General features: G+C 72.0%; 21 protein-coding genes and 1 pseudogene. 17 read left to right on the top strand and 5 right to left on the bottom strand.

The window, feature by feature from the left end:
• Positions 1-35 precede the first annotated feature (35 nt).
• Positions 36-662, top strand: a complete 627-nt coding sequence (locus ACWCV9_RS13570) for a TetR/AcrR family transcriptional regulator (protein ID WP_450786335.1) — start codon at positions 36-38, stop codon at positions 660-662.
• 81 nt (positions 663-743) lie between these two features.
• Here ACWCV9_RS13570 and ACWCV9_RS13565 read toward each other — a convergent pair whose 3' ends face one another.
• Positions 744-2345 (bottom strand): MFS transporter, encoded by a 1602-nt coding sequence (locus ACWCV9_RS13565; protein ID WP_450786333.1) that lies wholly within the window; start codon positions 2343-2345, stop codon positions 744-746.
• 186 nt (positions 2346-2531) lie between these two features.
• Here ACWCV9_RS13565 and ACWCV9_RS13560 point away from each other — a divergent pair, with 186 nt between their 5' ends.
• Positions 2532-3281: an LmeA family phospholipid-binding protein gene (locus tag ACWCV9_RS13560; RefSeq protein ID WP_450786331.1), complete on the top strand. Its 750-nt coding sequence runs from the start codon at positions 2532-2534 to the stop codon at positions 3279-3281.
• 2 nt (positions 3282-3283) lie between these two features.
• On the opposite strand, the pseudogene ACWCV9_RS13555 reads toward ACWCV9_RS13560, so the two are convergent.
• A pseudogene (locus ACWCV9_RS13555) lies at positions 3284-3400 on the bottom strand (TetR/AcrR family transcriptional regulator); the annotation flags it as partial.
• Positions 3401-3545: 145 nt separating this feature from the next.
• Between ACWCV9_RS13555 and ACWCV9_RS13550 the strand changes: the two are divergent.
• The 10 genes from ACWCV9_RS13550 (at position 3546) to ACWCV9_RS13505 (ending at position 16415) form a co-directional block, all read left to right on the top strand.
• Positions 3546-4688, top strand: coding sequence for a VOC family protein (locus ACWCV9_RS13550; RefSeq protein WP_450786330.1), 1143 nt, complete (start codon positions 3546-3548; stop codon positions 4686-4688).
• Between the two features lie 35 nt (positions 4689-4723).
• Positions 4724-5662: a fumarylacetoacetate hydrolase family protein gene (locus ACWCV9_RS13545; RefSeq protein WP_450786328.1), complete on the top strand. Its 939-nt coding sequence runs from the start codon at positions 4724-4726 to the stop codon at positions 5660-5662.
• A gap of 19 nt (positions 5663-5681) precedes the next feature.
• A complete protein-coding gene (gene mhpA, locus ACWCV9_RS13540; RefSeq protein ID WP_450786326.1) occupies positions 5682-7262 on the top strand; it encodes a bifunctional 3-(3-hydroxy-phenyl)propionate/3-hydroxycinnamic acid hydroxylase MhpA in 1581 nt (526 codons plus the stop codon).
• The gene (locus ACWCV9_RS13535; protein WP_450786324.1) at positions 7259-9229 is read left to right on the top strand and encodes an acetoacetate--CoA ligase; all 1971 of its coding nucleotides are present in this window, start codon (positions 7259-7261) and stop codon (positions 9227-9229) included. The genes mhpA and ACWCV9_RS13535 overlap by 4 nt, the downstream gene beginning before the upstream one ends.
• A gap of 93 nt (positions 9230-9322) precedes the next feature.
• Positions 9323-10165 carry an oxygenase MpaB family protein gene (locus tag ACWCV9_RS13530; protein WP_450786322.1) on the top strand — a complete coding sequence of 281 codons (843 nt, stop codon included), beginning with the start codon at positions 9323-9325 and terminating at the stop codon, positions 10163-10165.
• 76 nt (positions 10166-10241) lie between these two features.
• Positions 10242-10457 carry a hypothetical protein gene (locus ACWCV9_RS13525; RefSeq protein WP_450786321.1) on the top strand — a complete coding sequence of 72 codons (216 nt, stop codon included), beginning with the start codon at positions 10242-10244 and terminating at the stop codon, positions 10455-10457.
• A 66-nt stretch (positions 10458-10523) separates the two neighbouring features.
• The gene (locus ACWCV9_RS13520) at positions 10524-12089 is read left to right on the top strand and encodes a phytoene desaturase family protein (protein ID WP_450786319.1); all 1566 of its coding nucleotides are present in this window, start codon (positions 10524-10526) and stop codon (positions 12087-12089) included.
• 95 nt (positions 12090-12184) lie between these two features.
• Positions 12185-13288 (top strand): NAD(P)H-dependent flavin oxidoreductase, encoded by a 1104-nt coding sequence (locus ACWCV9_RS13515; protein ID WP_450786317.1) that lies wholly within the window; start codon positions 12185-12187, stop codon positions 13286-13288.
• Positions 13289-13293: 5 nt separating this feature from the next.
• Complete coding sequence (locus ACWCV9_RS13510) at positions 13294-14844, top strand: acyl-CoA synthetase (RefSeq protein ID WP_450786316.1); 1551 nt, start codon at positions 13294-13296, stop codon at positions 14842-14844.
• Between the two features lie 71 nt (positions 14845-14915).
• The gene (locus ACWCV9_RS13505; protein WP_450786315.1) at positions 14916-16415 is read left to right on the top strand and encodes an acyl-CoA synthetase; all 1500 of its coding nucleotides are present in this window, start codon (positions 14916-14918) and stop codon (positions 16413-16415) included.
• A 3-nt stretch (positions 16416-16418) separates the two neighbouring features.
• On the opposite strand, the gene paaK is transcribed toward ACWCV9_RS13505, so the two are convergent.
• Positions 16419-17732 (bottom strand): phenylacetate--CoA ligase PaaK, encoded by a 1314-nt coding sequence (gene paaK / locus ACWCV9_RS13500; protein WP_450786314.1) that lies wholly within the window; start codon positions 17730-17732, stop codon positions 16419-16421.
• Between the two features lie 164 nt (positions 17733-17896).
• Here paaK and ACWCV9_RS13495 point away from each other — a divergent pair, with 164 nt between their 5' ends.
• Positions 17897-18370 carry an HIT family protein gene (locus ACWCV9_RS13495; RefSeq protein ID WP_450786312.1) on the top strand — a complete coding sequence of 158 codons (474 nt, stop codon included), beginning with the start codon at positions 17897-17899 and terminating at the stop codon, positions 18368-18370.
• A gap of 76 nt (positions 18371-18446) precedes the next feature.
• Here ACWCV9_RS13495 and ACWCV9_RS13490 read toward each other — a convergent pair whose 3' ends face one another.
• On the bottom strand, positions 18447-18662 hold the full coding sequence (locus ACWCV9_RS13490) for a hypothetical protein (RefSeq protein WP_385841145.1): 216 nt from the start codon (positions 18660-18662) through the stop codon (positions 18447-18449).
• A 166-nt stretch (positions 18663-18828) separates the two neighbouring features.
• Here ACWCV9_RS13490 and ACWCV9_RS13485 point away from each other — a divergent pair, with 166 nt between their 5' ends.
• The 4 genes from ACWCV9_RS13485 (at position 18829) to ACWCV9_RS13470 (ending at position 22439) form a co-directional block, all read left to right on the top strand.
• Positions 18829-19668: an alpha/beta fold hydrolase gene (locus tag ACWCV9_RS13485; RefSeq protein WP_450786310.1), complete on the top strand. Its 840-nt coding sequence runs from the start codon at positions 18829-18831 to the stop codon at positions 19666-19668.
• Positions 19669-20187: 519 nt separating this feature from the next.
• Entirely contained in the window at positions 20188-20970 is a 783-nt protein-coding gene (locus tag ACWCV9_RS13480) for an MEDS domain-containing protein (RefSeq protein ID WP_450786309.1), read from the top strand.
• Positions 20967-21917, top strand: coding sequence for an anti-sigma factor RsbA family regulatory protein (locus tag ACWCV9_RS13475; RefSeq protein WP_450786307.1), 951 nt, complete (start codon positions 20967-20969; stop codon positions 21915-21917). Before ACWCV9_RS13480 ends, ACWCV9_RS13475 begins: the two co-directional genes overlap by 4 nt.
• A 165-nt stretch (positions 21918-22082) precedes the next feature.
• Positions 22083-22439, top strand: coding sequence for an STAS domain-containing protein (locus ACWCV9_RS13470; protein ID WP_450786305.1), 357 nt, complete (start codon positions 22083-22085; stop codon positions 22437-22439).
• A gap of 13 nt (positions 22440-22452) precedes the next feature.
• On the opposite strand, the gene ACWCV9_RS13465 is transcribed toward ACWCV9_RS13470, so the two are convergent.
• Positions 22453-24066, bottom strand: coding sequence for an acyl-CoA synthetase (locus ACWCV9_RS13465; RefSeq protein ID WP_450786303.1), 1614 nt, complete (start codon positions 24064-24066; stop codon positions 22453-22455).
• Positions 24067-24164: the final 98 nt, after the last annotated feature.

The following is a 24164-nucleotide window of genomic DNA, read 5'->3' as shown; positions in this document are numbered from 1 at the left end:
CCATTTTCCGCCCTGTCTTCTTCGAGGTTCCTTTCGTGTCCCAGCCCGTCGGCCGTGTGCCCCAGCGACGCAACGCACGGTCCAACAGGGCCCGCATCCTGGCCACCGCCCGCCAGGAGCTCGGGCGGAACCCCGACATCACCCTGGAGGAACTCGCTCGCGCCGCCGGTGTCGTACGGCGCACGCTGTTCGGGCACTTCCCCGGGCGGGCGGCCCTCCTGGACGCGCTGGCCGAGGAGGCCACCGAGGCGCTCCAGGCCGCCGTCGCGGACGGCGCGGGGGCGACGGAACCGGCCGACCGGGCGCTGGCCCACTCCACGTTGGCGCTCTGGCCCGTGGGCGACCGCTACCGGATGCTCCTGGCGCTGGCCCGGAGGGACCTCGGCATGGACCGTGTCGCGGGGATCCTGGAGCCCGCGCGGGTCAGGGTCACAGCCATCGTGGAGCAGGGACAACGGGACGGCCTCTTCCACACCCAGCTGCCGGCCCCGGTGCTGGGCGCCGGTCTGGAGGCGATGACGGTCGCCCTGCTGGAACAGGTCAACACCGGGGCGCTGGAGGACGACGGCACCCGGGTGGCCGTCACCCTGCTCATCGCGGCCGGTGTGCCGGAGAAGCGGGCGCAGATCGTCGTCGACGAGGTGGCCGCCGCCGAGGGGTGAGATCGTGCGCCGCTCACGGCACGGCCCGTTCTGGGGGTGGAGGAGGCCGGAATCGGGGTTCCGGCCTCCGGTGTACGGGGCTCAGGCGCCCACGGTCTCGGTCTGCTCCTCAGCAGCCGGTGCCGCGTCTTCGGCACTGTGCTTGCGGCCGGGCAGGACGGCGACGACGATCAGGGTTCCGGCGGCCATGATGATGCCGCCGATGAGGCTCGTGTGGGCGATGGCGTGGGCGAAGGACTCGTGGACCGCGCCGAGCAGAGTCCGGGCCTGTTCGGCGCCGCCCTGGGGGTTCTTGGCGGCCTGTTCGGCGACCGCGATGCCGCCGCCGACGGAGTCCTTGGCGGTGTCCATGGCCTCGGCCGGGAGGTGGCCGCCGACCAGGTCGGTCAGCTTGTCCTTGTAGGACGTGGCCAGCAGCGAGCCGAGGATGGCGATGCCCAGCGAGGCGCCGAGTTCCAGGGCGGTGTCGTTGGCGCCGCCCCCGACGCCCAGCTCCGACTCGGGGAAGGAGCCCATGATGGTGTCGGTGGCCGGGGACAGGCTCAGGCCGATGGCGAAGCCGAGCAGCAGCAGCGGGGCCACGAAGTCGGTGTAGGTGGAGCCGGAGTCGATCCGGGTGAGCAGGAAGACGCCCACGGTGCCGATCACCATGCCGGTGCCGACCACCAGCTTCACGCCGAGCTTCGGAGCCAGCCTGCCGGTGACCGCGGCACCGACGAACACGGACCCGGCCAGCGGCAGCAGACGGATGCCGGTCTCCAGGGCGTTGTAGCCGAGGACGAACTGGAGGAACTGGGTGGAGTAGTAGATCGAGCCGAAGGTGCCGAAGAAGAAGAACAGCACCGCGAGCATCGCGCCGCTGAAGGGACGCTCGGTGAACTTGCGCACGTCCAGCATGGGGTTCGGGTGCTTCAACTCCCAGCCGACGAAGGCCAGCAGGCCCAGGCCGGCGACGACGGTCGCGGTGATCGGGCCGACGCCCCAGCCGAAGTGCGGGCCCTCGATGGTCGCGTAGACCAGGCAGCCGACCGACACGATCGACAGCAGACCGCCGACGTAGTCGATCCGGCCCATGCCCTCCGCCTTCGACGGCGGCACGAGCAGCAGCGCGCCGATGACGCCGAGGACGGCGAGGGGGACGTTCATCAGGAAGGTGGAGCCCCAGGCGTGGTTCTCCAGCAGCCAGCCGGCGGCCAGCGGACCGGCGGCGATGGCGAGACCGGAGGTCGCGGACCAGGCGGTGATCGCCCTGGCGCGCTCGGCGCGCGGGAACATCGCGACCAGCAGCGACAGGGTGGCCGGCATGACGACGGCGGCACCGACGCCCATGATCGCGCGGGCGGCGATGACGAGGTTCGTCTCGTCGACCAGGCCGCCCATGACCGAACCGCCGGCGAAGATCAGCAGGCCGAGGACGAGGGCACCGCGGCGGCTGTACTTGTCGCCGATCGCGCCCAGCACCAGCATCAGCGCGGCGTAGGGGACGGTGTAGCCGTCGATGACCCACTGAAGGTCACTGCTGCTCAGCCCCAGGTCCTTGGTCATGTCGGGGGCGGCCACGATCAGTGACGTGTTCGCCATGACGACGATCAGCAGGCTCAGGCACAGGACCAGCAGGGCCCACCAGCGCCGGTGGTAGGGCTCCGTCATCTTCTCGACGGGCGTCTTCGCAAAGAGCGGCATGGTCAGGCTCCTCGGCAGGAGGTGAAGCGGGGGCTTCGGGGGCGGAATCGAGGGGATCGCTGCGCGCGGGGCCTAGGGGGGCCCGGCGTCGGGGGGCAGTTAATTGCCCATCGATGTGCAGGCTAGTTTATTGCTCATCGGTGTGCAACTATCGAGTTGCTCTCCCCTGCCAACCGGAGGTCCGACATGATCCACGCCCCCGTGACAGCCGCCTCGGGTGTGAGCGCCCCGCCCCGGACCGGGCGGCGCGTGATCGTCGCCGCTGCGGCCCTGGTGGCCCTGCTGGTCGGCGGAGTCTCGGTCGACCGGATCGCCGCAGCTCGCGCGGAGAGCCGTACGGCCATGGCGTTCCAGGACGGCATGGGAACCGCCGATCGGCCGTCGGTGCACGTCAGGGGCTTTCCCGTGCTGAACCAACTGGCTGCGGGCAGCCTGGACCATGTCGACCTGACCGCCCACGACATTCCGGCCCGCGGCACCACCCGGCCGCTCCCGGTGACGAAGCTGACGGTCGGGATGGACGGGCTGAAGACCTCGGGGAGCGCCGACGAGGCTCACGCGGACGGCGTCACAGCGACTGCCTTCCTGTCGTACGCGGACGTGTCGAGCGCGCTCGGCGTGCAGGTGTCACAGGGGGACGAGTCCGGCCGGGTCGATGCGACCGCGAGTCTGCCGCTCGTCGGCGACGTGACCGTGAGTGCGGCCGTCTCGGCGGCCGGCGGCAACCGCATCGCCTTCACGGACGTCCGCGCGGAGCGGGGTGGGCTGCTCCCTTCGCTGACATCACTCCTCGACAGGGCCCTGGACGAGCCCGTTGCGCTACGGAACGTGCCCGAAGGGCTCCGTCTGCGCTCGGTCACCGCCGGCGAGGACGGAATCGGCGCCCGCTTCACAGGCCGCTCGGTCACGTTCCGCCCGGACGCGTCGTCCGCGTGAGGTCAGGTGGCGTCAGGCAAGGGGCGCCGGGCGACCTCGTGCGCTTCGCCCGCGGGCAGGCCCAGCATCCGCAGGACCATCTCGGCGAGGTCGACCGCGGCATGGTCGCCGTCCACTTCCGAGCCGGAAGCCGGCCGCGACGTGCTCCGCCCCGTGGGGATCGCAGTCCTGATGAATTCATCATTTCCTGCGGCGAACTTCTTGACGACAGAACTGTCACAGTTGATGATTTCCTCAGTACGGCAATGTTGCTCGGAGGGCACCATGTCTGACATGCACGTCAAGGGGGACGTCATCACGGCCCACCAGGACCTCCACAGCGAGCAGGGCGCCCGGCGCGGCGAACACCCCGGCCGCTCCCGGAACCCCGTGATCAAGGTGGCGGACCTGGCCTGGCTGGAGTTCGAGAAGCCCGACCTGGACCGGGCGGAGGTCTTCGCCCGCGACTTCGGCTTCTCCGTCGCCGCCCGCACCGAGCGCGAGCTGTGGCTGCGGGGTACCTTCGCGGGCTCACCCTGCATGGTGATCCGACGCGGTCGTACGTCCCGCTTCATCGGCCCGGCGTTCCGCGCCGCCGAGCGGGCCGACCTGGACCGGCTGGCCCGCGCCACCGGATCGTCCGTACGGGACTCCGACGTTCCCGGCGGCGGCAAGGTGGTCGACCTGCTCGACCCATCGGGCTTCCCGGTCCGGGTCGTGCACTGCGGCGAACAACTCCCCGCACTGCCGGAACAGCGGCCGCTGCTTCTCAATTCCGGCACGGATCACCGTCGCACCAACGCCGCCCAGCGGCCGCCGCGCGAGCCGTCCCGCATCCAGCGGCTCGGCCATGTGGTGCTGGAGACGCGGGTGTTCGGCCGGGCCCTGGACTGGTACCTGGACACGCTCGGCATGATCGTGTCGGACTTCCTGTTCCTGGACGGACAGCGCGATCGCGGCCCGACGATGGCGTTCATACGCTGCGACCTGGGCGGTGTGCCGGCCGACCACCACACCCTCGCGATGCACCTGGGTCCGGGCACGGGGTACATCCACTCCGCCTACCAGGTCACCGACCTCGACTCCATCGCCGCCGGCGGTGAATACCTCAAGGAGCGCGGTTACAAGCGCAGTTGGGGCATCGGCCGGCACATCCAGGGCAGTCAGCTCTTCGACTACTGGCGCGACCCCGACCGCTTCATGCTGGAGCACTTCGCCGACGGCGACCTGTTCTCCAGCGACGTCCAGCCCGGCTGGGCGCCGATGTCCACCAGCGGCCTCGCTCAGTGGGGCCCGCCGGCCACCCGCGACTTCCTCGGCGCGAACCCCTCCCCGCAGCGGGTCCGCGATGTCATCGAGGCCCTGCGCGGCGACAACGAAATGGACCCGGCACGACTGTTCGGCCTGCTCAAGGCCGCCACATCCTGAACCCCCGCACGCGAATCCCTCACAAAGGCACTGACATGAGCACCAATGTCCTGCGCACCGCCGACGGCTGGTGGGTCGTCCGAGGCGACCGAGCCGTCCCCGTCGAGACCAAGGCCGTGACCACCGCAGGGCTGCTGGCCGACCGGCCGGCTGTCCGCGAGGCCGCCGCCTCCGGCGAACCGGGCACGCCTGTCGCCGATCTGGTGGCGCTCTCACCGGTCACCACGCCCTGCCGGGTGGTCGCCCAGATGGTCAACTACCGCAGCCACGCCCGCGATTCGGGCTTCAAGGGCGACATCCCGCCCGCCTTCTTCCGCAAGGCCTCCGGCTCCGTCAGCGGCCCCGGTGACGCCGTCGTCCGGCCGTCGCACGTGAAATTCCTCGACTACGAGATCGAGCTGGGCCTCGTCATGGGCGCGCCCCTGCCCGTCGGCACCGTCGTGGAGGAGCGGGACCTGCCGTCGTACGTCGCCGGACTGGTGATCACCAACGACGTCAGCGCCCGTGAGGTGCAGCTGACCAAGACCCAGTTCTACGAGAGCAAGTCGTACCCCACCTTCACGCCGACCGGTCCGTACCTGGCGTTGCTGGAGCCGGAGGACTTCGCTCATCTCCTCGACCTGAGACTGAAGTTGAGCGTCAACGGCGAGCTGCGCCAGGACCGCACCCTCGCCGACATGATCGTCCGACCGGCACAGGCGCTCACCCTGCTGGCTCGCTTCCAGACCCTGGACGCCGGAGACCTGCTGCTCACCGGTACTCCCGGCGGCACGGCCCTGAAGGCGCCGCCGAAGGCCGTCGAGAAGATCGGCGCGCTGCTGCCCCCGGCGGTGAAGTGGAAGGCGTTCTTCAAGAGCCAGGCGAAGAACCCGCACTACCTGAGCCCGGGCGACATGATCACGGCGACGATCGCGACCCCTGACGGCCGCATCGACCTCGGCGAGCAGCGCACGCCCGTCGCGGCCGCGAACTGATCCCCGAGGTGAGCCGCACATGACCGCCGTTGAAGCCGCCCGTGTGCCCGTCGTGATCGTCGGGGCCGGGCCGGTGGGCGTGACCGCCGCCCTGCTCCTGGCCCGGCGCGGAGTCCGCAGTGTCGTCCTCGAACGCCACCAGGACGTCTACCCGCTCCCTCGCGCCGTCGCAGCCGACGACGAGATCCACCGGATCCTCCAAGCGGCGGGCGTCGGTGAGGAGTTCGCCGCGATCGCCCGCCCGGCGAAGGGGCTGCGGCTGCTGGACGCCCGGCACCGGGTGATGGCCGAGTTCCGGCGCACCGAGCACGGCCGGCACGGCTACCCGCAGACCAGCATGTTCGACCAGCCCGAGCTGGAGCGCGTACTGCGGGACGCCCTGGCCCGGCACCCCGAGTGCGAACTGCGCGGTGGCGTGGAGGTCACCGGCGTCGGCCCCGACTCCACCGCCCCCGTCCGTGTCACCTACCGCGACGACACCGGCGATCACGAGCTGTGGGCCGACGCGGTCCTCGGCTGCGACGGCGCCAACAGCCTCACCCGCGAAGCCATCGGCGGCACCTGGGAGGACCTGCGCTTCGAAGAACGCTGGAAGGTCATCGACGTCGACACGACGGGCCCCGTCCGCTGCTGGGAGGGCGTCGACCAGATCTGCGACCCGGTCCGGCCGGCCACCTTCATGCGCGTGAGCGAGAACCGCTACCGCTGGGAGTTCCGGCTCGGGGAAGGACAAGAGACGGTCCGTGAGCTGATCGCCCCGTGGCTGCCGCCCTCGTACGACGGGGACTTCGAGGTCGTCCGTGAGACGCAGTACACCTTCCGGGCCCGCGTCGCCGACCGCTGGCGCCACGGACGCGTCTTCCTGCTCGGCGACGCCGCCCACCTCACCCCGCCGTTCATCGGGCAGGGCCTGTGCTCGGGGCTGCGGGACGCCTGCAACCTCACCTGGAAGCTCGCCCGCGTCCTCCAGCAGGGAGGCGATGAACGGCTGTTGGACACCTACGAGAGCGAACGCAAGCCGCACGCACTCCATGTGATCCGCCTCGCGGTCGCCATGGGCTGGGCCATGACCGGCGGCCAGGACGGCGCCGCCGCGATCCGCCGCAGGGCGCTGGCCGCCGCCTGCCGTATACCCGGCCTGGCCGAGCGGGCCGGCCGCGACCTCAGCCCGCCCCTCACCGCCGGGCCCCTGGTGCGGCGCGGGGTCCGCCGGGGCCTGGCAGGCACGCACTGCCCCCAGCCGTGGGTGAGCGCCGGCGGAGGACGTACCCGTCTCGACGAGGCGCTCGGCGACTCCTTCGCCGTACTGACCGCCTCCGCACCCGGACCCTCCCTGACCGCGCTCGCGCACGGTCTCGGTGTGCACGCGGTCCCGGTGACCGACCTCGGCGACGACGGCACCCTCGCCGCCTGGCTGCGCGCCGGACGCGCGGACGCGGTCCTGCTGCGGCCCGACCGCGTCGTGATGGACGTCGTCCCCTCGGGCGGCCGCGACTTCACATCGACCGCCGCCTGGGCCTCCCTGCTGCACACCACACGAAGCCCTGTCCCTTCCCCACGGACGGCCCCGAAAAGCCTGTTGAGGAGTACGACGCGATGAGCACGCCCTTCTTCACCCCCGATCCGCAGACGGCGGCCGCCAGCCGCATCGCGGACTTCGCCCGGCGCCAGGGCATGGACCCGCAGGACTACGCCGCCCTGCACCGCTGGTCGGTCACCGACCTGGAGGGCTTCTGGGGCGCGGTGTGGGAGTACTTCGACATCGACGCCGACACCCCCTACGAGCAGGTGCTGGCCGAGGAGCGGATGCCGGGCGCCCGCTGGTTCCCCGGCGCCACCCTCAACTACGCCCACCACGCCCTGCGCAACCTGGCCGACGACGAGGTGGCGATCCTCGCCCTCGACGAGACCGGCTCCGGCGACGAGGTGACCGGCGCCCGGTTGCGTGCCATGGTCGCGTCCGTGGCCGCCACCCTGCGCGACCTCGGCGTCGGCAAGGGCGACCGGGTCGTCGGCTATCTGCCCAACACCCCGCACGCCATCGTCACGTTCCTCGCCGCCGCGAGCCTGGGCGCCGTCTGGTCGGTGTGCGGCCAGGACTACGCCCCCCAGGCCGCCGCCGACCGCTTCGCCCAGCTCGAACCCACCGTCCTGGTCGCCGCCGACGGCTACCTCTTCAACGGCACCACCCAGGACCGCCGCGAAGCCGTCCTCGAACTCGCCCACGCCCTCCCCACGGTGAAGGCGACCGTGCTGGTGAGCCACCTGGGCCTGCCCCGGCCGCCGCAGGCCCACCCGTCGCTGGTCGTCCCCTGGGAGGACGCCTCCACCCGCACCGAGGAACTCGCCTGTGTGCCGGTCCCGTTCGACCACCCGCTGTGGGTCGTCTTCTCCTCCGGCACCACCGGCCTGCCCAAGGGCATCGTCCACGGCCACGGCGGCGTGCTCCTGGAGCACCTCAAAACCCTGGGACTCCACTCCGACCTGGGCCCCGGCGACCGCCTCCTCTGGTACACCACCACCCACTGGATGATGTGGAACCTGGTCGCCTCCACCCTCCTCACCGGCGCCACCACCTGCACCTACGACGGCAGCCCGGTCCCCTTCGCCAAGCCCGACGTGCTGTGGGAACTGGCCGCCCGCCACCGGGTCACCGTCTTCGGCACCAGCCCCCAATACCTGCTGGGCATGGCCAAGTTCGGCATCGCCCCCGCCGCGCACGACCTCTCCTCGGTCCGGGTGGTCGGCTGCACCGGCTCCGCGCTGCCGGCCTCCGCCTATCCCTGGGTCCGGGAACACGTCGGCGACCGCGTGCTGCTGGCCTCGATCAGCGGCGGCACGGACGTCGTGTCCGGCTTCGCGGGCAGCGCGCCCAACACCCCCGTGTGGGCCGGGGAGTTGTCGGCCCCGCACCTGGGCGTGGCGCTGGCGGCGTACGACGCCGAGGGCTTCCCCGTCATCGACCGGGTCGGCGAGCTGGTCGTCACGCGCCCCATGCCCTCGATGCCGCTCTACTTCTGGAACGACCCGGAGGGCACCCGCTACCGCGACGCCTACTTCTCGGCGTACCCCGGAGTGTGGCGACACGGCGACTGGATCACCGTCACGGGGCACGGCTCGGTGATCGTCCACGGCCGCTCCGACTCCACGCTGAACCGCAACGGCGTACGGCTGGGCAGCGCCGACATCCACGACGTCGTCGAACGTCTCCCCGAGATCGCCGAGGCCCTGGTCATCGGCGCGGAGGAGCCCGACGGCGGCTACTGGATGCCGCTGTTCGTGGTCCCGGCAGCCGGCGTCGCACTCGACGACACCCTCCGGGAGAGGATCAAGGACGCCATCCGCAGCGGCGCTTCACCCCGCCACGTCCCCGACGAGATCCTCGAAGCGCCGGGCATCCCGCACACCCGCACCGGCAAGAAGCTGGAGGTCCCGGTCAAGCGACTGCTCCAGGGCGCCCCGGTCGAGCAGGTCGTCAACCCCGCCACCGTGGACAACCCGGAACTGATCGGCTTCTACGTCCACGTGGGCGCCGAGCGCCGCAAGGGCGGGTCCGACTCGTTCTGACGGTGCGCTCACAGCAGCAGCGTCATGGGCCATGAGGGACTGCGGAGCGCTCTCGGGTGCATGATCCCGCGGCGCCCTGGGGAGGACGCGGGCATGGGCGACCCCGGGCTGTTCACACCGCGCTCCGTGACCTGGCAGATGCACGGCGACCCGATGATGTGGGTCGCCGGCGTCCGCGCGCTCTACCTCCAGGCCCTGCACCCGCGCGCCGTCCGGGGCGTCTTCCAGAACTCCGACTTCCGCCGCGACGCCTGGGGCCGGCTGATGCGCACCGCCGACTTCGTCGGCACGACCACCTACGGCACGACCGAGGCCGCCGAGCGCGCCGGCGCCCGCGTCCGGAAGATCCACAGCATGCTGAGCGCGACCGACCCGGACACCGGCGAGCGGTACGGCGTCGACGAACCCGCCCTACTGCTGTGGGTGCACTGCGCGGAGATCGACTCCTATCTGCACGTGCTGCGCCGCTCCGGCTACCCGCTCACCGACACCCAGGCGGACCGGTACATCGCCGAACACCGCGTCAGCGCCCGCCTGGTGGGGCTCGACCCGCGGACCGTACCGGCGAGCCGGGCGGAACTGGCCGCCTACTTCGAGAAAGCCCGCCCGGAACTGGCCGCGGGACCCGAGGCCCGGGCGGTGGACGACTTCCTGCTCCACCCGCCGACGCACCCCCTCCTCATACCGGCGCGCGAGGTCCTGTGGCGGCGCGTGGCGCAGCTGGCGTACGCCGCTCTGCCGCCGTACGCCCATGAGCTGTACGGCAGACCGGCCCCCGCGCCGGCCGTCGTCACCCGCCGGCTGCGCACCACCGGGACCCTGCTGCGCCGCATTCCCGCACATCTGCGCTGGCAGCTCCCGCCCAAACACATCCTGCGGGCCATGGAGCGGCTCGGCCCGCAGGCCCGCCCCGCACCGTACAAAGCCGGACGATAGACCGTGGGCGGGGCGGAGCGGACGGCGAGCGTCCCTCGCCGGGGTGTAACGGGAGCGGTTCCGCAGGGAGGCCCGGGTGGCGGCGGGACTCTCCCACCGCGGGGTGACCGTGGTGCACGACTTCGGCGAGTTGGAGGGGATGCCCTACCTCGTCATGGGCCATCCCGACACCCTCGCCGCCCGCGGCGCCGAGGCGTACTGCCTGGAACCTCTCGGGCGCGGCGCGAAGGCGGTCGCGGTGTGCCGGAGGATGGCGGTGCCGCGCCGGCCCCCGGCACACGGCGCACTTTGACCCGCCACCGGGACAGGGGGATGCACGCTTCTGGCCCCGGTCGATCACCACGTGTTACGAAGGACCATGCCTGCCCACGAGGGAACCCGCGCCTACGACACCGTCATCGTCGGCGGTGGCCACAACGGCCTGGTCGCCGCCGCCTACCTGGCCCGCGCCGGCCGCTCCGTGCTGGTCCTGGAACGCCTGGACCACACCGGCGGCGCCGCCGTCTCCACCCGCCCGTTCGCCGGCGTCGACGCCCGCCTGTCGCGCTACTCCTACCTGGTCAGCCTGCTGCCCCGGAAGATCGTGCGGGATCTCGGGCTGGACTTCCGGGTCCGCGCCCGCACCATCTCGTCGTACACCCCGGCGGTACGCGACGGACGGCCCACCGGTCTGCTCGTCGGCGGCGGCGAGCGGCGCACCCGGGAGGCCTTCGCCCGGCTCACCGGCGGCGAGCGCGAGTACGCCGCATGGCAGCGCTTCTACGGCATGACCGGCCACGTCGCCCAGCGGGTCTTCCCCACCCTCACCGAGCCCCTGCCCACCCGCGACGAGCTGCGCCGCCGCATCGACGACGAGGCCGCCTGGCGGGCCCTGTTCGAGGAGCCGATCGGCGTCACCGTCGAGGAGCGCTTCGAGGACGACCTGGTCCGCGGGGTGGTGCTCACCGACGCCCTCATCGGCACCTTCGCCGACGCCCACGACCCCTCCCTCGCCCAGAACCGCTGCTTCCTCTATCACGTCATCGGCGGCGGAACCGGCGCCTGGGACGTGCCCGTCGGCGGCATGGGCGCGCTCACCGACGCGCTGGCCGCGGCCGCCCGTACGGCCGGTGCGGTCATCGCCACCGGACACGAGGCCGTACGGATCGACACCGACGGACAGCGCGCCGAGGTCACCTATCGGACTGCCGACGGCGAGGGCGTCGCCGCCGCCCGGCACGTCCTGGTGGGCGCCTCCCCGCAGGCCCTGGCCGCACTCACCGGGGACCCGGCGCCGGAGCCCGCCGAGGGCGCCCAGCTCAAGGTCAACATGCTCCTGAGACGGCTGCCCGCGCTCCGCGACCCCGCCGCCGACCCCCGGGAGGCCTTCGCCGGCACCTTCCACATCGCCGAGGGCTACCGGCAGCTCGCCACCGCCCACGCCCAGGCCGCCGCCGGTGAACTGCCCGCCGCACCACCCTCGGAGATCTACTGCCACTCCCTGACCGACCCCACCATCCTCGGCCCCGACCTCGCCGCCCGCGGCTACCAGACGCTCACCCTGTTCGGCCTGCACACCCCGGCCCGGCTCTTCGACCGGGACAACGACGCCGCGCGCGAGGCCCTGCTGAAGTCCACCCTCGCCCAGCTCGACGCCCATCTCGCCGAACCGCTCGCCGACTGCCTGGCCACCGACGCCGACGGCCGCCCCTGCATCGAGGCGAAGACCCCGCTCGACCTGGAACGGGACCTCGGGCTGCCCGGCGGCAACATCTTCCACCGCGCCCTGTCCTGGCCGTACGCCCAGGAAGGCACCGGCCGTTGGGGCGTGGAGACCCGCCACGCCAACGTGCTGCTGTGCGGCGCGGGCGCGGTGCGCGGGGGAGGGGTGAGCGGAGTGCCGGGGCACAACGCGGCGATGGCGGTACTGGAGGCGGCCGTGTGACGCGACGGCGCCCGCCGCACCGTCCGGACCAAAGAAACTGACGGTACGTCAGAAAAAGCCTTCCGTCGTCCGGACGGCTGCGGCATCCTGCGCCCATGCAGACGGAGCTGAGCAAGAAACTGGGAGTCGAGCACGCCGTCTTCGGCTTCACGCCGTTCCCCGCCGTCGCCGCGGCCATCAGCCGGGCCGGCGGCTTCGGAGTGCTCGGCGCGGTCCGCTACACCGCCCCCGGCGACCTCAAACGCGATCTCGACTGGCTCGACGCACACGCCGGGGGCCGGCCCTACGGCCTGGACGTGGTCATGCCGGCCAAGAAGGTCGAAGGCGTCACCGAGGCCGACGTCGAGGCGATGATCCCGGAGCGGCACCGGCAGTTCGTGCGCGACACCCTCGCCCGGCACGGCGTCCCCGAACTGGCCGAGGGCGAGGCGTCCGGCTGGCGTATCACCGGCTGGATGGAACAGGTCGCCCGCAGCCAGCTCGACGTCGCCTTCGACTATCCGATCAGGCTGCTCGCCAACGCCCTCGGCTCCCCGCCCGCCGATGTCGTCGCCCGCGCCCACGACCGGGACATCCTGGTCGCCGCGCTCGCGGGCAGCGCCCGGCACGCCCGCAAGCACCAGGAGGCGGGCATCGACATCGTCGTCGCCCAGGGCTACGAGGCCGGCGGCCACACCGGGGAGATCGCCACCATGGTGCTCACCCCCGAGATCGTGGACGCCGTCGACCCGCTGCCCGTCCTGGCCGCCGGGGGCATCGGCAGCGGCCCGCAGGTGGCCGCCGCCCTCAGCCTCGGCGCCCAAGGTGTGTGGCTGGGCTCCATATGGCTGACCACCACAGAAGCGGACCTCCACTCGCCCGCGCTGACCCGCAAGCTGCTCGCCGCCGGCTCCGGGGACACCGTCCGCTCCCGCGCGCTGACCGGCAAGCCCGCGCGCCAGCTGCGCACCGCGTGGACCGATGCCTGGGACGACCCGGCCGGCCCCGGCACCCTGCCCATGCCGCTCCAGGGCCTCCTGGTGGCCGAGGCGCTCTCCCGCATCCAGAAGCACGAGGTCGAGCCGCTGCTCGGCACACCCGTCGGGCAGATCGTCGGCCGGATGACCGGCGAACGCAGCGTCCAGGCCGTCATGGACGACCTCACCCGCGGCTTCGAACGGGCCGTGGACCGCATCAACCGCATCGCCGGAAGGAGCTGACGGCCATGACCACGCCCCCCGCCGGTTTCTGGGCCCAGGCCGCCCAAAACCCCGGCCGCACCGTCCTCGTCGCCCCCGACGGGCAGGAGTGGACCGCCGGCCGGCTGCACTCCGCCGCCAACCGGCTCGTCCACGGACTGCGCGCGGCCGGACTGGAGCGCGGCGACGCGTTCGCCGTCGTCCTGCCCAACGGCGCCGAGTTCCTCACCGCCTATCTCGCCGCCACCCAGGCCGGCCTCTACCTCGTCCCCGTCAACCACCACCTGACCGGCCCCGAGATCGCCTGGATCGTCGCCGACTCGGGCGCCAAGGTGCTCATCGCCCACGAGCGGTACGGCCCGGCGGCCCGCGCCGCCGCCGACGAGGCGGGCCTCCCGGCCGGCCACCGGTACGCGGTCGGCGAGGCCGAGGGCTTCCGGCCGTACCGCCAACTCCTGGACGGACAGCCGGAGTCGGCACCCTCCGGCCGGGAGCTCGGCTGGGTCATGAACTACACCTCCGGTACGACGGGACGCCCGCGCGGCATCCGCCGCCCGCTGCCCGGCAAGGCCCCCGAGGAGGCCTATCTGGGCGGCTTCCTCGGCATCTTCGGCATCAAGCCGTACGACGGCAACGTCCACCTGGTCTGCTCGCCGCTCTACCACACGGCGGTCCTCCAGTTCGCCGGTGCCTCGCTGCACATCGGCCACCGCCTGGTGATGATGGACAAGTGGACGCCCGAGGAGATGCTCCGGCTCATCGACACCCACCGGTGCACCCACACCCATATGGTGCCGACCCAGTTCCACCGGCTGCTCGCCCTCCCCGAGGAGGTGCGCGCCCGCTACGACGTCTCCTCCCTGCGCCACGCCATCCACGGCGCCGCGCCCTGCCCGGACCATGTGAAACGGGCCATGATCGACTGGTGGGGGCGGTGTGTGGAGGAGTACTACGCGGCCAGCGAGGGCGGCGGCGCCTTCGCCACCGCCGAGGACTGGCTGAAGAAGCCGGGCACGGTCGGCAGGGCCTGGCCGATCAGCGAACTCGCGGTCTTCGACGACGACGGCAACCGGCTTCTGCCCGGCCGGCTCGGCACCGTCTACATGAAGATGACCACCGGCGGTTTCTCCTATCACAAGGACCGGACCAAGACCCGCAACAACCGCATCGGCGACTTCTTCACCGTCGGCGACCTCGGCTATCTGGACGAGGACGGCTACCTCTTCCTCCGCGACCGCAAGATCGACATGATCATCTCCGGTGGGGTGAACATCTACCCGGCCGAGATCGAGTCCGTCCTCCTCTCCCACCCGGCGGTCGCCGACGCGGCCGCCTTCGGCATCCCGCACGACGACTGGGGAGAGGAGGTCAAGGCCGTGGTCGAACCGGCCCCCGGCCACACCCCCGGCCCCGGCCTGGCCGCCGCCCTGCTCGACCACTGCGCCGAGCGGCTCGCCGGCTACAAGCGGCCGCGCAGCGTCGACTTCGTCGCCGAACTGCCCCGCGACCCCAACGGCAAGCTGTACAAGCGGCGGCTGCGCGCCCCCTACTGGGAGGGACGCGCCCGCCAGGTCTGACGCAGACCGGAGCGAGAGCGGTCCGCCGGGGTGCTTGACCGGCCGGTCCGACGGCCGCAGGATCGGCTGTCATGAGGCAGGGACACGGCAGCACGGTCGACGGGGTGCTGCGGCGCAGCGCCCGCCGCACCCCGGCGCGCGTCGCGCTGGAGTACCGCGAGCGGACCTGGACGTACGAGGAACTGGACGACGCCGTCTCCCGCGCCGCCGCCCTGCTGCTCGCCGAGGGCCCCGCCCCCGGCGACCGGGTCGCCGCCTACGGCCACAACTCCGACGCCTATCTGATCGGCTTCCTTGCCTGCGCCCGCGCGGGCCTGGTCCATGTGCCCGTCAACCAGAACCTCACCGGGGACGACCTGGCCTACCTCATCGGCCAGTCGGGCAGCACCCTGGTCCTCACCGACCCGGACCTCGCCGCCCGACTGCCGGGCGGTGTCCGGGCGTTGCCCTTCCGCGACACCGAGGACTCCCTCCTCGCCCGGCTCGCGGACACACCGCCGTACGACGGTCCGGAACCCCGCACCGAGGACCTGGTGCAACTGCTGTACACCTCCGGCACGACCGCGCTGCCCAAGGGCGCGATGATGACCCACCGGGCGCTGGTGCACGAGTACCTCAGCGCCATCACGGCCCTCGATCTGAGCGCCGGCGACCGCCCCGCGCACGCGCTGCCGCTGTACCACTCGGCGCAGATGCATGTGTTCCTGCTGCCCTACCTCGCGGTCGGCGCGACGAACATCATCCTGGAGGCGCCGGACGGGGACCTGCTGTTCGACCTGGTCGAAGCCGGCCGCGTGGACAGCCTGTTCGCGCCGCCCACGGTGTGGATCGGGCTGGCGGGACGGCCCGACTTCGCCACCCGCGACCTCGACGGCCTGCGCAAGGCGTACTACGGCGCCTCCATCATGCCGGTGCCCGTGCTGGAACGGCTGCGCGCCCGGCTGCCCCGGCTCGCCTTCTACAACTGCTTCGGGCAGAGCGAGATCGGCCCCCTGGCCACCGTGCTCGGCCCGGAGGAGCACGAGGGCCGGCTCGACTCCTGCGGCCGGCCCGTGCTGTTCGTCGACGCCCGGGTGGTGGACGACAAGGGCGAGGACGTGCCCGACGGCACGCCGGGCGAGATCGTCTACCGCTCCCCGCAGCTGTGCGAGGGCTACTGGGACAAGCCCGAGGAGACCGCCGAGGCCTTCCGGGACGGCTGGTTCCACTCCGGAGACCTCGCGGTGCGCGACGGCGAGGGCTACCTCACCATCGTCGACCGGGTGAAGGACGTCATCAACTCCGGCGGTGTGCTGGTCGCTTCACGCCAGGTCGAGGACGCCCTGTACACCCACGAGGCCGTCGCCGAGGCAGCGGTGATCGGCCTGCCCGACGAGCGGTGGATCGAGGCGGTCACGGCGGTGGTCGTGCGGCGCGGCGAGGTGACGGAGGAACAGCTCATCGCGCACGTACGGGAGAAGCTCACCCCCTTCAAGGCGCCCAAACGCGTTCTGTTCGTCGACGAACTGCCCCGCAACGCCAGCGGCAAGATCCTCAAACGCCGGCTGCGCGACCGTTTCGGCGGCTCATGACGGTCACGCGGGGTCGCGCGGGCGCAGGTCCACGATGCGGCGGATCTTGCCGACGGACCGCTCCAGCGACTCCGGGTCCACGATCTCCACGTCCACGGACACCCCGATGCCGTCCTTCACGGCCGCGGTGATCGCGCCGGCCGCCGCCTGCCGTACCTCCGCCGGTGCGTCCGGCCGGGCCTCGGCCCGCACGGTCAGCCGGTCCAGCCGGCCCTCACGGGTCAGCCGGAGCTGGAAGTGCGGCGCCACCCCGGGCGTGCGCAGCACGATCTCCTCGATCTGGGTGGGGAACAGGTTCACCCCGCGCAGGATCACCATGTCGTCGCTGCGGCCGGTGACCTTCTCCATCCGCCGGAACGCCCGGGCCGTGCCGGGCAGCAGCCGGGTCAGATCCCGGGTGCGGTAGCGGACGATCGGCATGGCCTCCTTCGTCAGCGAGGTGAACACCAGCTCGCCCCGCTCGCCCTCCGGCAGCACCTCGCCGGTGACCGGATCGACCACCTCCGGGTAGAAGTGGTCCTCCCACACGGTCAGGCCGTCCTTGGTCTCCGCGTACTCCTGCGCCACACCGGGGCCGATCACCTCGGACAGCCCGTAGATGTCGACCGCGTCGATCGCGAACCGCTCCTCGATCTCCCGCCGCATCTGCTCGGTCCACGGCTCGGCCCCGAAGACCCCGACCCGCAGCGAGGTGCCGCGCGGGTCCACGCCCTGCCGCTCGAACTCGTCCAGCAGCGTCAGCATGTACGACGGGGTCACCATGATGACGGCCGGTTCCAGATCCTGGATCAGCTGCACCTGCCGGGCTGTCATACCGCCGGACGCCGGGACGACCGTACAGCCCAGGCGCTCGGCACCGTAGTGTGCGCCCAGCCCACCGGTGAACAGGCCATAGCCGTACGCCACATGGACGACGTCACCGGGCCGGCCGCCGGCCGCCCGCAGCGAGCGCGCCACCATGTCGGCCCACATGGAAAGGTCGTTGTCGGTGTAGCCGACCACCGTGGGGCGGCCGGTGGTCCCGCTGGAGGCGTGGATACGGCGGATCCGCTCACGGGGTACGGCGAACATCCCGTACGGGTAGTTCTCGCGCAGGTCGGCCTTGGTGGTGAAGGGGAAGCGGGCGAGGTCGGCCAGCGAGCGGCAGTCCTCCGGACGGACGCCGGCCTTGTCGAAGGAGTCGCGGTAGAACGGCACACGGTCGTAGGCGTGCCGCAGCGAGGAGCGCAACCGCTCCAGCTGGAGCACCCGCAACTCCTCTGCCCCGAGCCGCTCACCCGCGTCACGCAGGTCCGTCGCATCCGCCGCATCCGTCATGGGGACGCCTCCCTTGCCATCCTCGCATACCGGACAACCGATCATTCGGTCGCCCTGTCGCTGGCCAGTAACGCAGGCCACCGCGGTCCGAGGCAAGGGGTCGGGACGGAATGGCCCGGTGATCCCGACGCCGACCGAGGGCGGGATCGGTAGGGTCGACGATCATGAGTGACGCATGGAAGAGGGACCGGATCGGCAGCGCGCTGCGCGGTGAGAATCCCGCGGTGCTCCGGAGGCTGGACGCGGGGTTCGCGGTCATCGGGGACGTCCAGTTCCTGCCGGGGTACTCGGTGCTCCTGGCGGACGACCCGTCGGTGCGCCGGCTGTCGGAACTGCCCAGGAGCAGGCGGCTGGCCTTTCTGTCCGACATGGACAGGCTCGGCGAGGCCGTCGAGCGTGCCTGCGCGCGGCTGGACCCCGGCTTCCGGCGGGTCAACCTGGAGATCCTCGGGAACACGGACCCGTTTCTGCACGCGCACGTGTGGCCGCGGTTCGACTGGGAGCCGGACCATCTGGTCGGGAAGCCGGTGTGGCTCTATCCACCGGAGACGTGGGGTGACAGCCGCTCCGCGCTGGGTCCCCAGCACACGGCCTGGCGCGAGGCGATCGGTGCGGAGCTGGACCGGCTCGCGGGCTGACGTCCGCGGCACCTCCCGTCCCGCCGCCCGCCCCACGCGCTAGCGGGGCACCGGCACCGGGCACTCCACCCGCTGCTCAGCCGGTGCCGCGGTCCAGTACGCGGCGGGCGGCCTCGGCCTCCGCCGCGGGCGGGGAGAGTTCGTCCAGGGTGTCCAGCTCGTCGTCCGACGCCAGCTCCTGTTCCCAGGCCTCCGCGAGCCGCTCCTGCTCCTGGCGCGGCCGGGCGGCGATCTCCTCCCGGTGCTCCCGGTCCAGGGCTGCCAGGAATCGTTCGACCGGGTCTGTCGACATGCCGTGCTCCTTGTCTCGGACGGGCCTGCTGCCTGGCCCAGCATGGCCGAACCGGCCTGCGCCCGCCGCCCGACACCGCCTGGGAACACCCTGTTGGCCGCGCGGCCTTCCACCCGTGCCGGAAAGACATTGCGCGCCGGACGGGCCGGCCGGGATGATCGGCCCCATGCCGATCTTCACCGCGGCCGACGGCACCCGGCTCGCCTACCACCTGCGGGGCAGCGGCGCGCCCCTCGCCGTGCTGCCCGGCGGCCCGATGCGGGCCTCCGCCTACCTCGGTGACCTCGGCGGGCTGACCGCGCACCGGCGACTGGCGCTGCTGGACCTGCGCGGCACCGGTGGCTCGGCGGCGCCGGCGGACCCGGGGACGTACCGCTGCGACCGGATGGTGGAGGACGTCGACATATGGCGCGCCCACATGGGGCTGGACCATATGGATCTGCTCGCCCATTCGGCGGGCGCCGCCCTGGCGATGCTCTACGCGGCCCGGTACCCGCACCGGATACGACGGCTGCTGCTGATCACCCCCAACCCGTCCGCCCTCGGACTGCGCACCACCCCGCAGGACCGGCTGGCCGCGGCCCGGCTGCGCACCGGGGAGCCGTGGTTCGCCGAGGCGTTCCCCGCCTACCGGGCCTGGCTCGCCGGGGAGGCCGGCTTCGACGACGTGTTCCTGCCGTTCTTCCACGGCCGCTGGGACGACACCGCCCGCGCCCACTGGGACGCCGAGCCCGAGCAGACCAACGAGGAGGCGGCCGACGGCTACTTCGCCGAGGGCGCCTTCACCCCGGACGCCACCCGTGCGGCGCTGGCCGGGCTGACCGCTCCGGTCCTGGTCCTCGCCGGGGAACTGGACGGCGGTCCGCGCCCCGGTCTCGCCCGCCGTGCCGCCGAGGCGTTCCCGGCCGCCGAGTGCGCCGTCCAGCCCGGCGCCGGCCACTACCCCTGGCTGGACGACCCCGACTGGTTCCGGAACCGCATCGGGGCCTTCCTCGCCGAGGACTGACCGTCAGGCGGTCACGTGGGCTGTGTCGGGCAGACCGGATCGGTTCGCCTCGTCCTGGACGGGCATCGCCAGCAGCGAGGCCACCGTCAGACCTGCGTCCGCTTCCGCCGGATGCCGCAAGGTCTTGCCGGGATCGAGCGCATAGGTGTTGCCGCGTCCATCGGGCCCAGTTCGTCAGAGGGTCCGCCATCTCCTGTGTGCGACAGCGGGGAAGACCGGATGTCGCGGAACTTCCCGCGACGGGGGCGGCGGGTGCCTCGTTCACGCCGTGCCAGGGCCGGATCCACGTCCGGCTCCTCGGTGAGCTTCTGAGGCTTGTCGGAGCCCGGGAGCTCTTCGCTCTTCCGGAGCCGACGCACACCGAGCCGCATCATCCCGATCCGGCCACCGCCCCCTCGGTATAGCCGGGGACTCTGCCGGCCGTCACATCCTCGCGCATGCGTGTCAGCCGGGCGAGATACCTCCACAGCAGGGGAAAGGGCCGAAGCAGTAGGGTGAGGAGGGAGCGAGGGAGAAGTAGTGAGAGCGCCGCGCGTACTGCCAACCCTGGACGAGGTCGACACCGGCGATCACGTCTGCCACCTGTGGGACCGTACCGATGACGTCATCGACCGCAGCCGGGCTTTCGTCGCGGACGGTGCGTTGCACGGCGACAAGGTGGTGATCGTCGGCCCGGCCTCGAAGGCGGAGAGCGAGTTCGCACCGCTGGTACTGGACCCTGCCCGGTTGCAGGGCTCACTTCTCGCCGCGGTGCGTCGGGAGGCGGCCGCCGCCGACCGGGAGGGGTTCCGCTCCCTGCGCGTGCTGCACCACGTCAGCCCCGGCGCCCGCGCGGGCCGGGACGGGGAGTGGCTGCGCAGCGAGCTCGATCTGGAGGAGTTCGCCGCCGACACCGGAGCCATGGTGGTCTGCGCCTACAGCGGTGCCGACTGGGATCTGCCGACTCTCCGGCAGATCAGCTGTGTGCATCCTCATCACCTGGGCGTCCATCCGCTCTCCCCCGCGTTCCGGGTGTACCGGACCGAGCAGCAGGGCTGGACGGTGACCGGGACCGTCGACAGTGACGGAGCGGTCGCCTTCGGCACCATCCTGTGCACCCTCCTCGCTCACGCGCCGACCGTGCGTCTGCTCTGCCAGACCCTGGAGTTCTTCGATGCCGCCGGGATGAGCGCGCTGGCCGATGCCGCCCGGTACCTTCCGGACCGCAAGGTCATCCTGGAAGGCACCAACGAGACCGTGCGGCTCGCCTGGGAGCTCTCCGGCTTCGCGGTTCCCGACGTACCGGTGGTGATGGCGCCGTGACCTCCTCTTCGTCCACTTCCCGCGCAGGTACCGGATACCGGCACGAGCTCTATCCGTACTCGGGGGGCGATGAATTCGTCACGGGCGCTCTGGGGTTCATCCAGGAAGCGCTCGACGGTGACGAGGCCGTCGTCGTGGCGGTGCCGCAGGACAAGGCGTCATTGCTGCGCGCACAGATCCGTGAGAACGACACCGTGCGCTACGTCGACACCAGCCGGGTGCAGCACCATCCAGGGCGGCTCATCGCCGCCTGGCAAGAATGGATCAAGGAGCACGTCTCGGAGGGGCGGCCCGTCCGGGGAATCGGCGAAGCCCCCTGGGACCAGGTCCGCAGCGCTGCTGAGGCCGAGGAACTGCGCTACCACGAATGGCTGCTCAACAAGGCGTTCGCCCAGGGGCCGGCCTGGTGGCTGCTGTGCCCGTACGACGTCGAACGCGACCGGGCCGCCCTGACCGAGATGGCACGCTGCCATCCCTACATCCGCAGCGACGGCCGCACCGCGCTGTCCGAGGGCTACGACGCTCAGGCGTCGTACGCGTTCGCCGCCCTGACCGACCCCTGCGACCCGTACGACGAGTTCCTCTACACCAGCGGCGACCTGCCTGCCCTCCGAGACAAGATCGCTGCCTGCGCCGAGCAGCACGGCCTGACCGGCCGGCGCCTGCGCGAGCTGCATCTGGCCGCGACGGAAGTGGCGACCAACAGCATCCGCCACGGTGGCGGCCAAGGCGTGCTGCGCACCTGGAGCGAGGAGCGACGGCTCGTCTGCGAGTTCCGGGACGCCGGCTACCTGGAGGACCCGCTGGTCGGACGCACCAGGCCGGCCGCACGGCAGGTCGGTGGACGCGGGCTGTGGCTCGTCCACCAGCTCTGCGATCTTGTCGAGATCCGGTCCACACCGGACGAAGGGACCACGATCCGCCTGCACACGGAGCTGCCCGGGTAGGCACCCTCATGCCGACGGTCTGGTCGGCGCCCCGGCGCGCAAGGGTGAGAGTGACGGCGTCGCCCCCAGGGTAGGCGCAAGCGTGTGACCGGACGAGACGACAGAGAGGTGCCGGTGCGACGGTTCGGCAGGGGCGCCCACGATCAGGATGGGAGTCCGTTCTCGATGCTGAGGGTGCGGGTACGGCATGCGGACGCGACGGTGGTGCGGCTGCCGGCCGAGGTGGACTACGACAACGCTTCGGGCATCGGCGCCCGGTGCGCGGATCTGGTCGAGGAAGGGTGCGGCACCCTCGTACTCGATGCCTCTGACGTGCAGTATCTCGACTCTTCGGGCGTCAGCATGATCATCACGCTGTCGCGCCTGTGCGACAACGGGTCCGGCGCCCTCCGTCTCGCCGCCTTCAGCGACCACTACCAACAGGTGTGGCGGGTCCTGGGCCTCGACGCGCTGCTCCCCGTCTTCCCCACGGTGGACACTGCGCTCGACGGGCCGGTCCCGGGGGCGTGTGCCGATACCTAGGCGGTGTCGGCCCCTACCGGTCCGCCGCCACCGCCACCTCGCGGGCCCAGCGGTAGTCCGCCTTGCCGCTCGGGGAGCGCCGGATGGAGTCGGTGACGACCAGCTGGCGGGGGATCTTGTAGCCGGCCAGCCGGGTGCGGCAGTGGCTCTGGATGTCGGCCAGTGACGGCCGCGGAGCCCCCTCGCGCAGCTGCACCACCGCCGCCACATGGTTGCCCCAGGTGGCGTCCGGCACCCCGGCGACGAGCGCGTCGTACACGTCCGGATGCGCCTTGAGCGCCTGCTCGACCTCCTCCGGGTACACCTTCTCGCCGCCGGTGTTGATGCACTGCGAGCCCCGGCCGAGGACCGTGACCACGCCGGCCTCGTCGACCGTCGCCATGTCGCCCAGCAGCACCCAGCGCTCTCCGTCCCGCTCGAAGAACGTCTCGGCGGTCTTGCGGGGATCGTTGTAGTAGCCCAGCGGGACATGGCCGCGCTGGGCGATGCGGCCCGCCTCGCCCGCCCCGACCGGCTCGCGCGTGACCGGATCCACCACCCGCGTACGGGAGTTGACCCTGATGCGGAAGCCGCGCTCGGGACCGGAGTCCTCGGTCGCCGTGCCGTTGAAACCGGACTCCGAGGACCCGAAGTTGTTCAGCAGCAGGGCGTTCGGGACCAGTTCCCGGAACTGCCGGCGGACCGTCTCCGACATGATCGCGCCCGAGGAGGAGACGCTGAACAGGGACGAGCAGTCGGTGCCCTTCAGCGGCCCGCTCAACGCGTCGATCAGCGGGCGGAGCATCGCGTCGCCGACCAGCGACATGCTGGTGACCCGCTCCCGTTCGACCGTGCGCAGCACCTCCTCCGGCACGAACTTGCGGTGCAGCACGACGCGCTGGCCGAAGTGGAAGCCGATGAACGCCGTCAGCGTCGAGGTGCCGTGCATCAGCGGGGGAGTGGGGAAGAAGGTGATGCCCGCACCGCCCGCCGCGACCCGCTCGGCCAGCTCCTGCGGCGTCCGCACCGGCTCCCCCGTCGGCGCCCCGCCGCCCAGCCCGGCGAAGAACAGGTCCTCCTGACGCCACATCACCCCCTTGGGCATGCCGGTCGTCCCGCCGGTGTAGATGATGAACCGGTCGTCCCCGGAGCGGGCCGGGAAGCCCCGCCCGGGCGAACCGGACGCCTCGGCCTCGGCGAACGGGACCGCCGAGGCGATCGCGGGCGACCCGGCGCCGACCCGCAGCAGCTGCCGCACCTTCGGCGTGCGGGGCAGCGCTGCGGCGACCCGGTCCTCGAACTCCGCGTCGTAGGCCAGCGCCACCAGGTCCGCATCGCGGTAGAGGTACACCAACTCCTCTTCGACATAGCGGTAGTTGACGTTGACCGGGACGATCCGGGCCTTCAGGCACGCCAGCACCGTCTGGAGGTACTCGACGCCGTTGTACAGGTGCAGCCCCAGGTGTTCGCCGGGCCGGACGCCGCTGTCGATCAGATGGTGGGCGATCCGGTTGGCGGCGGCGTCCAGCTCGGCGTAGGTGAGGCGGCGCTCGGCGCCGGTGCCCGGGTGGTCGAGGTAGACGAGCGCCTCGCGGTCCGGCACCACGTCCACGACCGACTCGAACAGGTCCGCAAGGTTGTACTCCACCGCTCCTCCTGACCCCGGCCGTCCGGCTGCGGAATCGCGCGTCCTCGCTCCGCCGGTCATCAGAGCAAAGGGGAGCACAGGTGTGAAGGGGCCGGGCC

The sequence above is a fragment of the Streptomyces sp. NPDC001606 genome, assembly GCF_053596835.1.
Note: the sequence above shows the minus strand (reverse complement) of the source record. Positions and strands in the feature narration are given on the sequence as shown.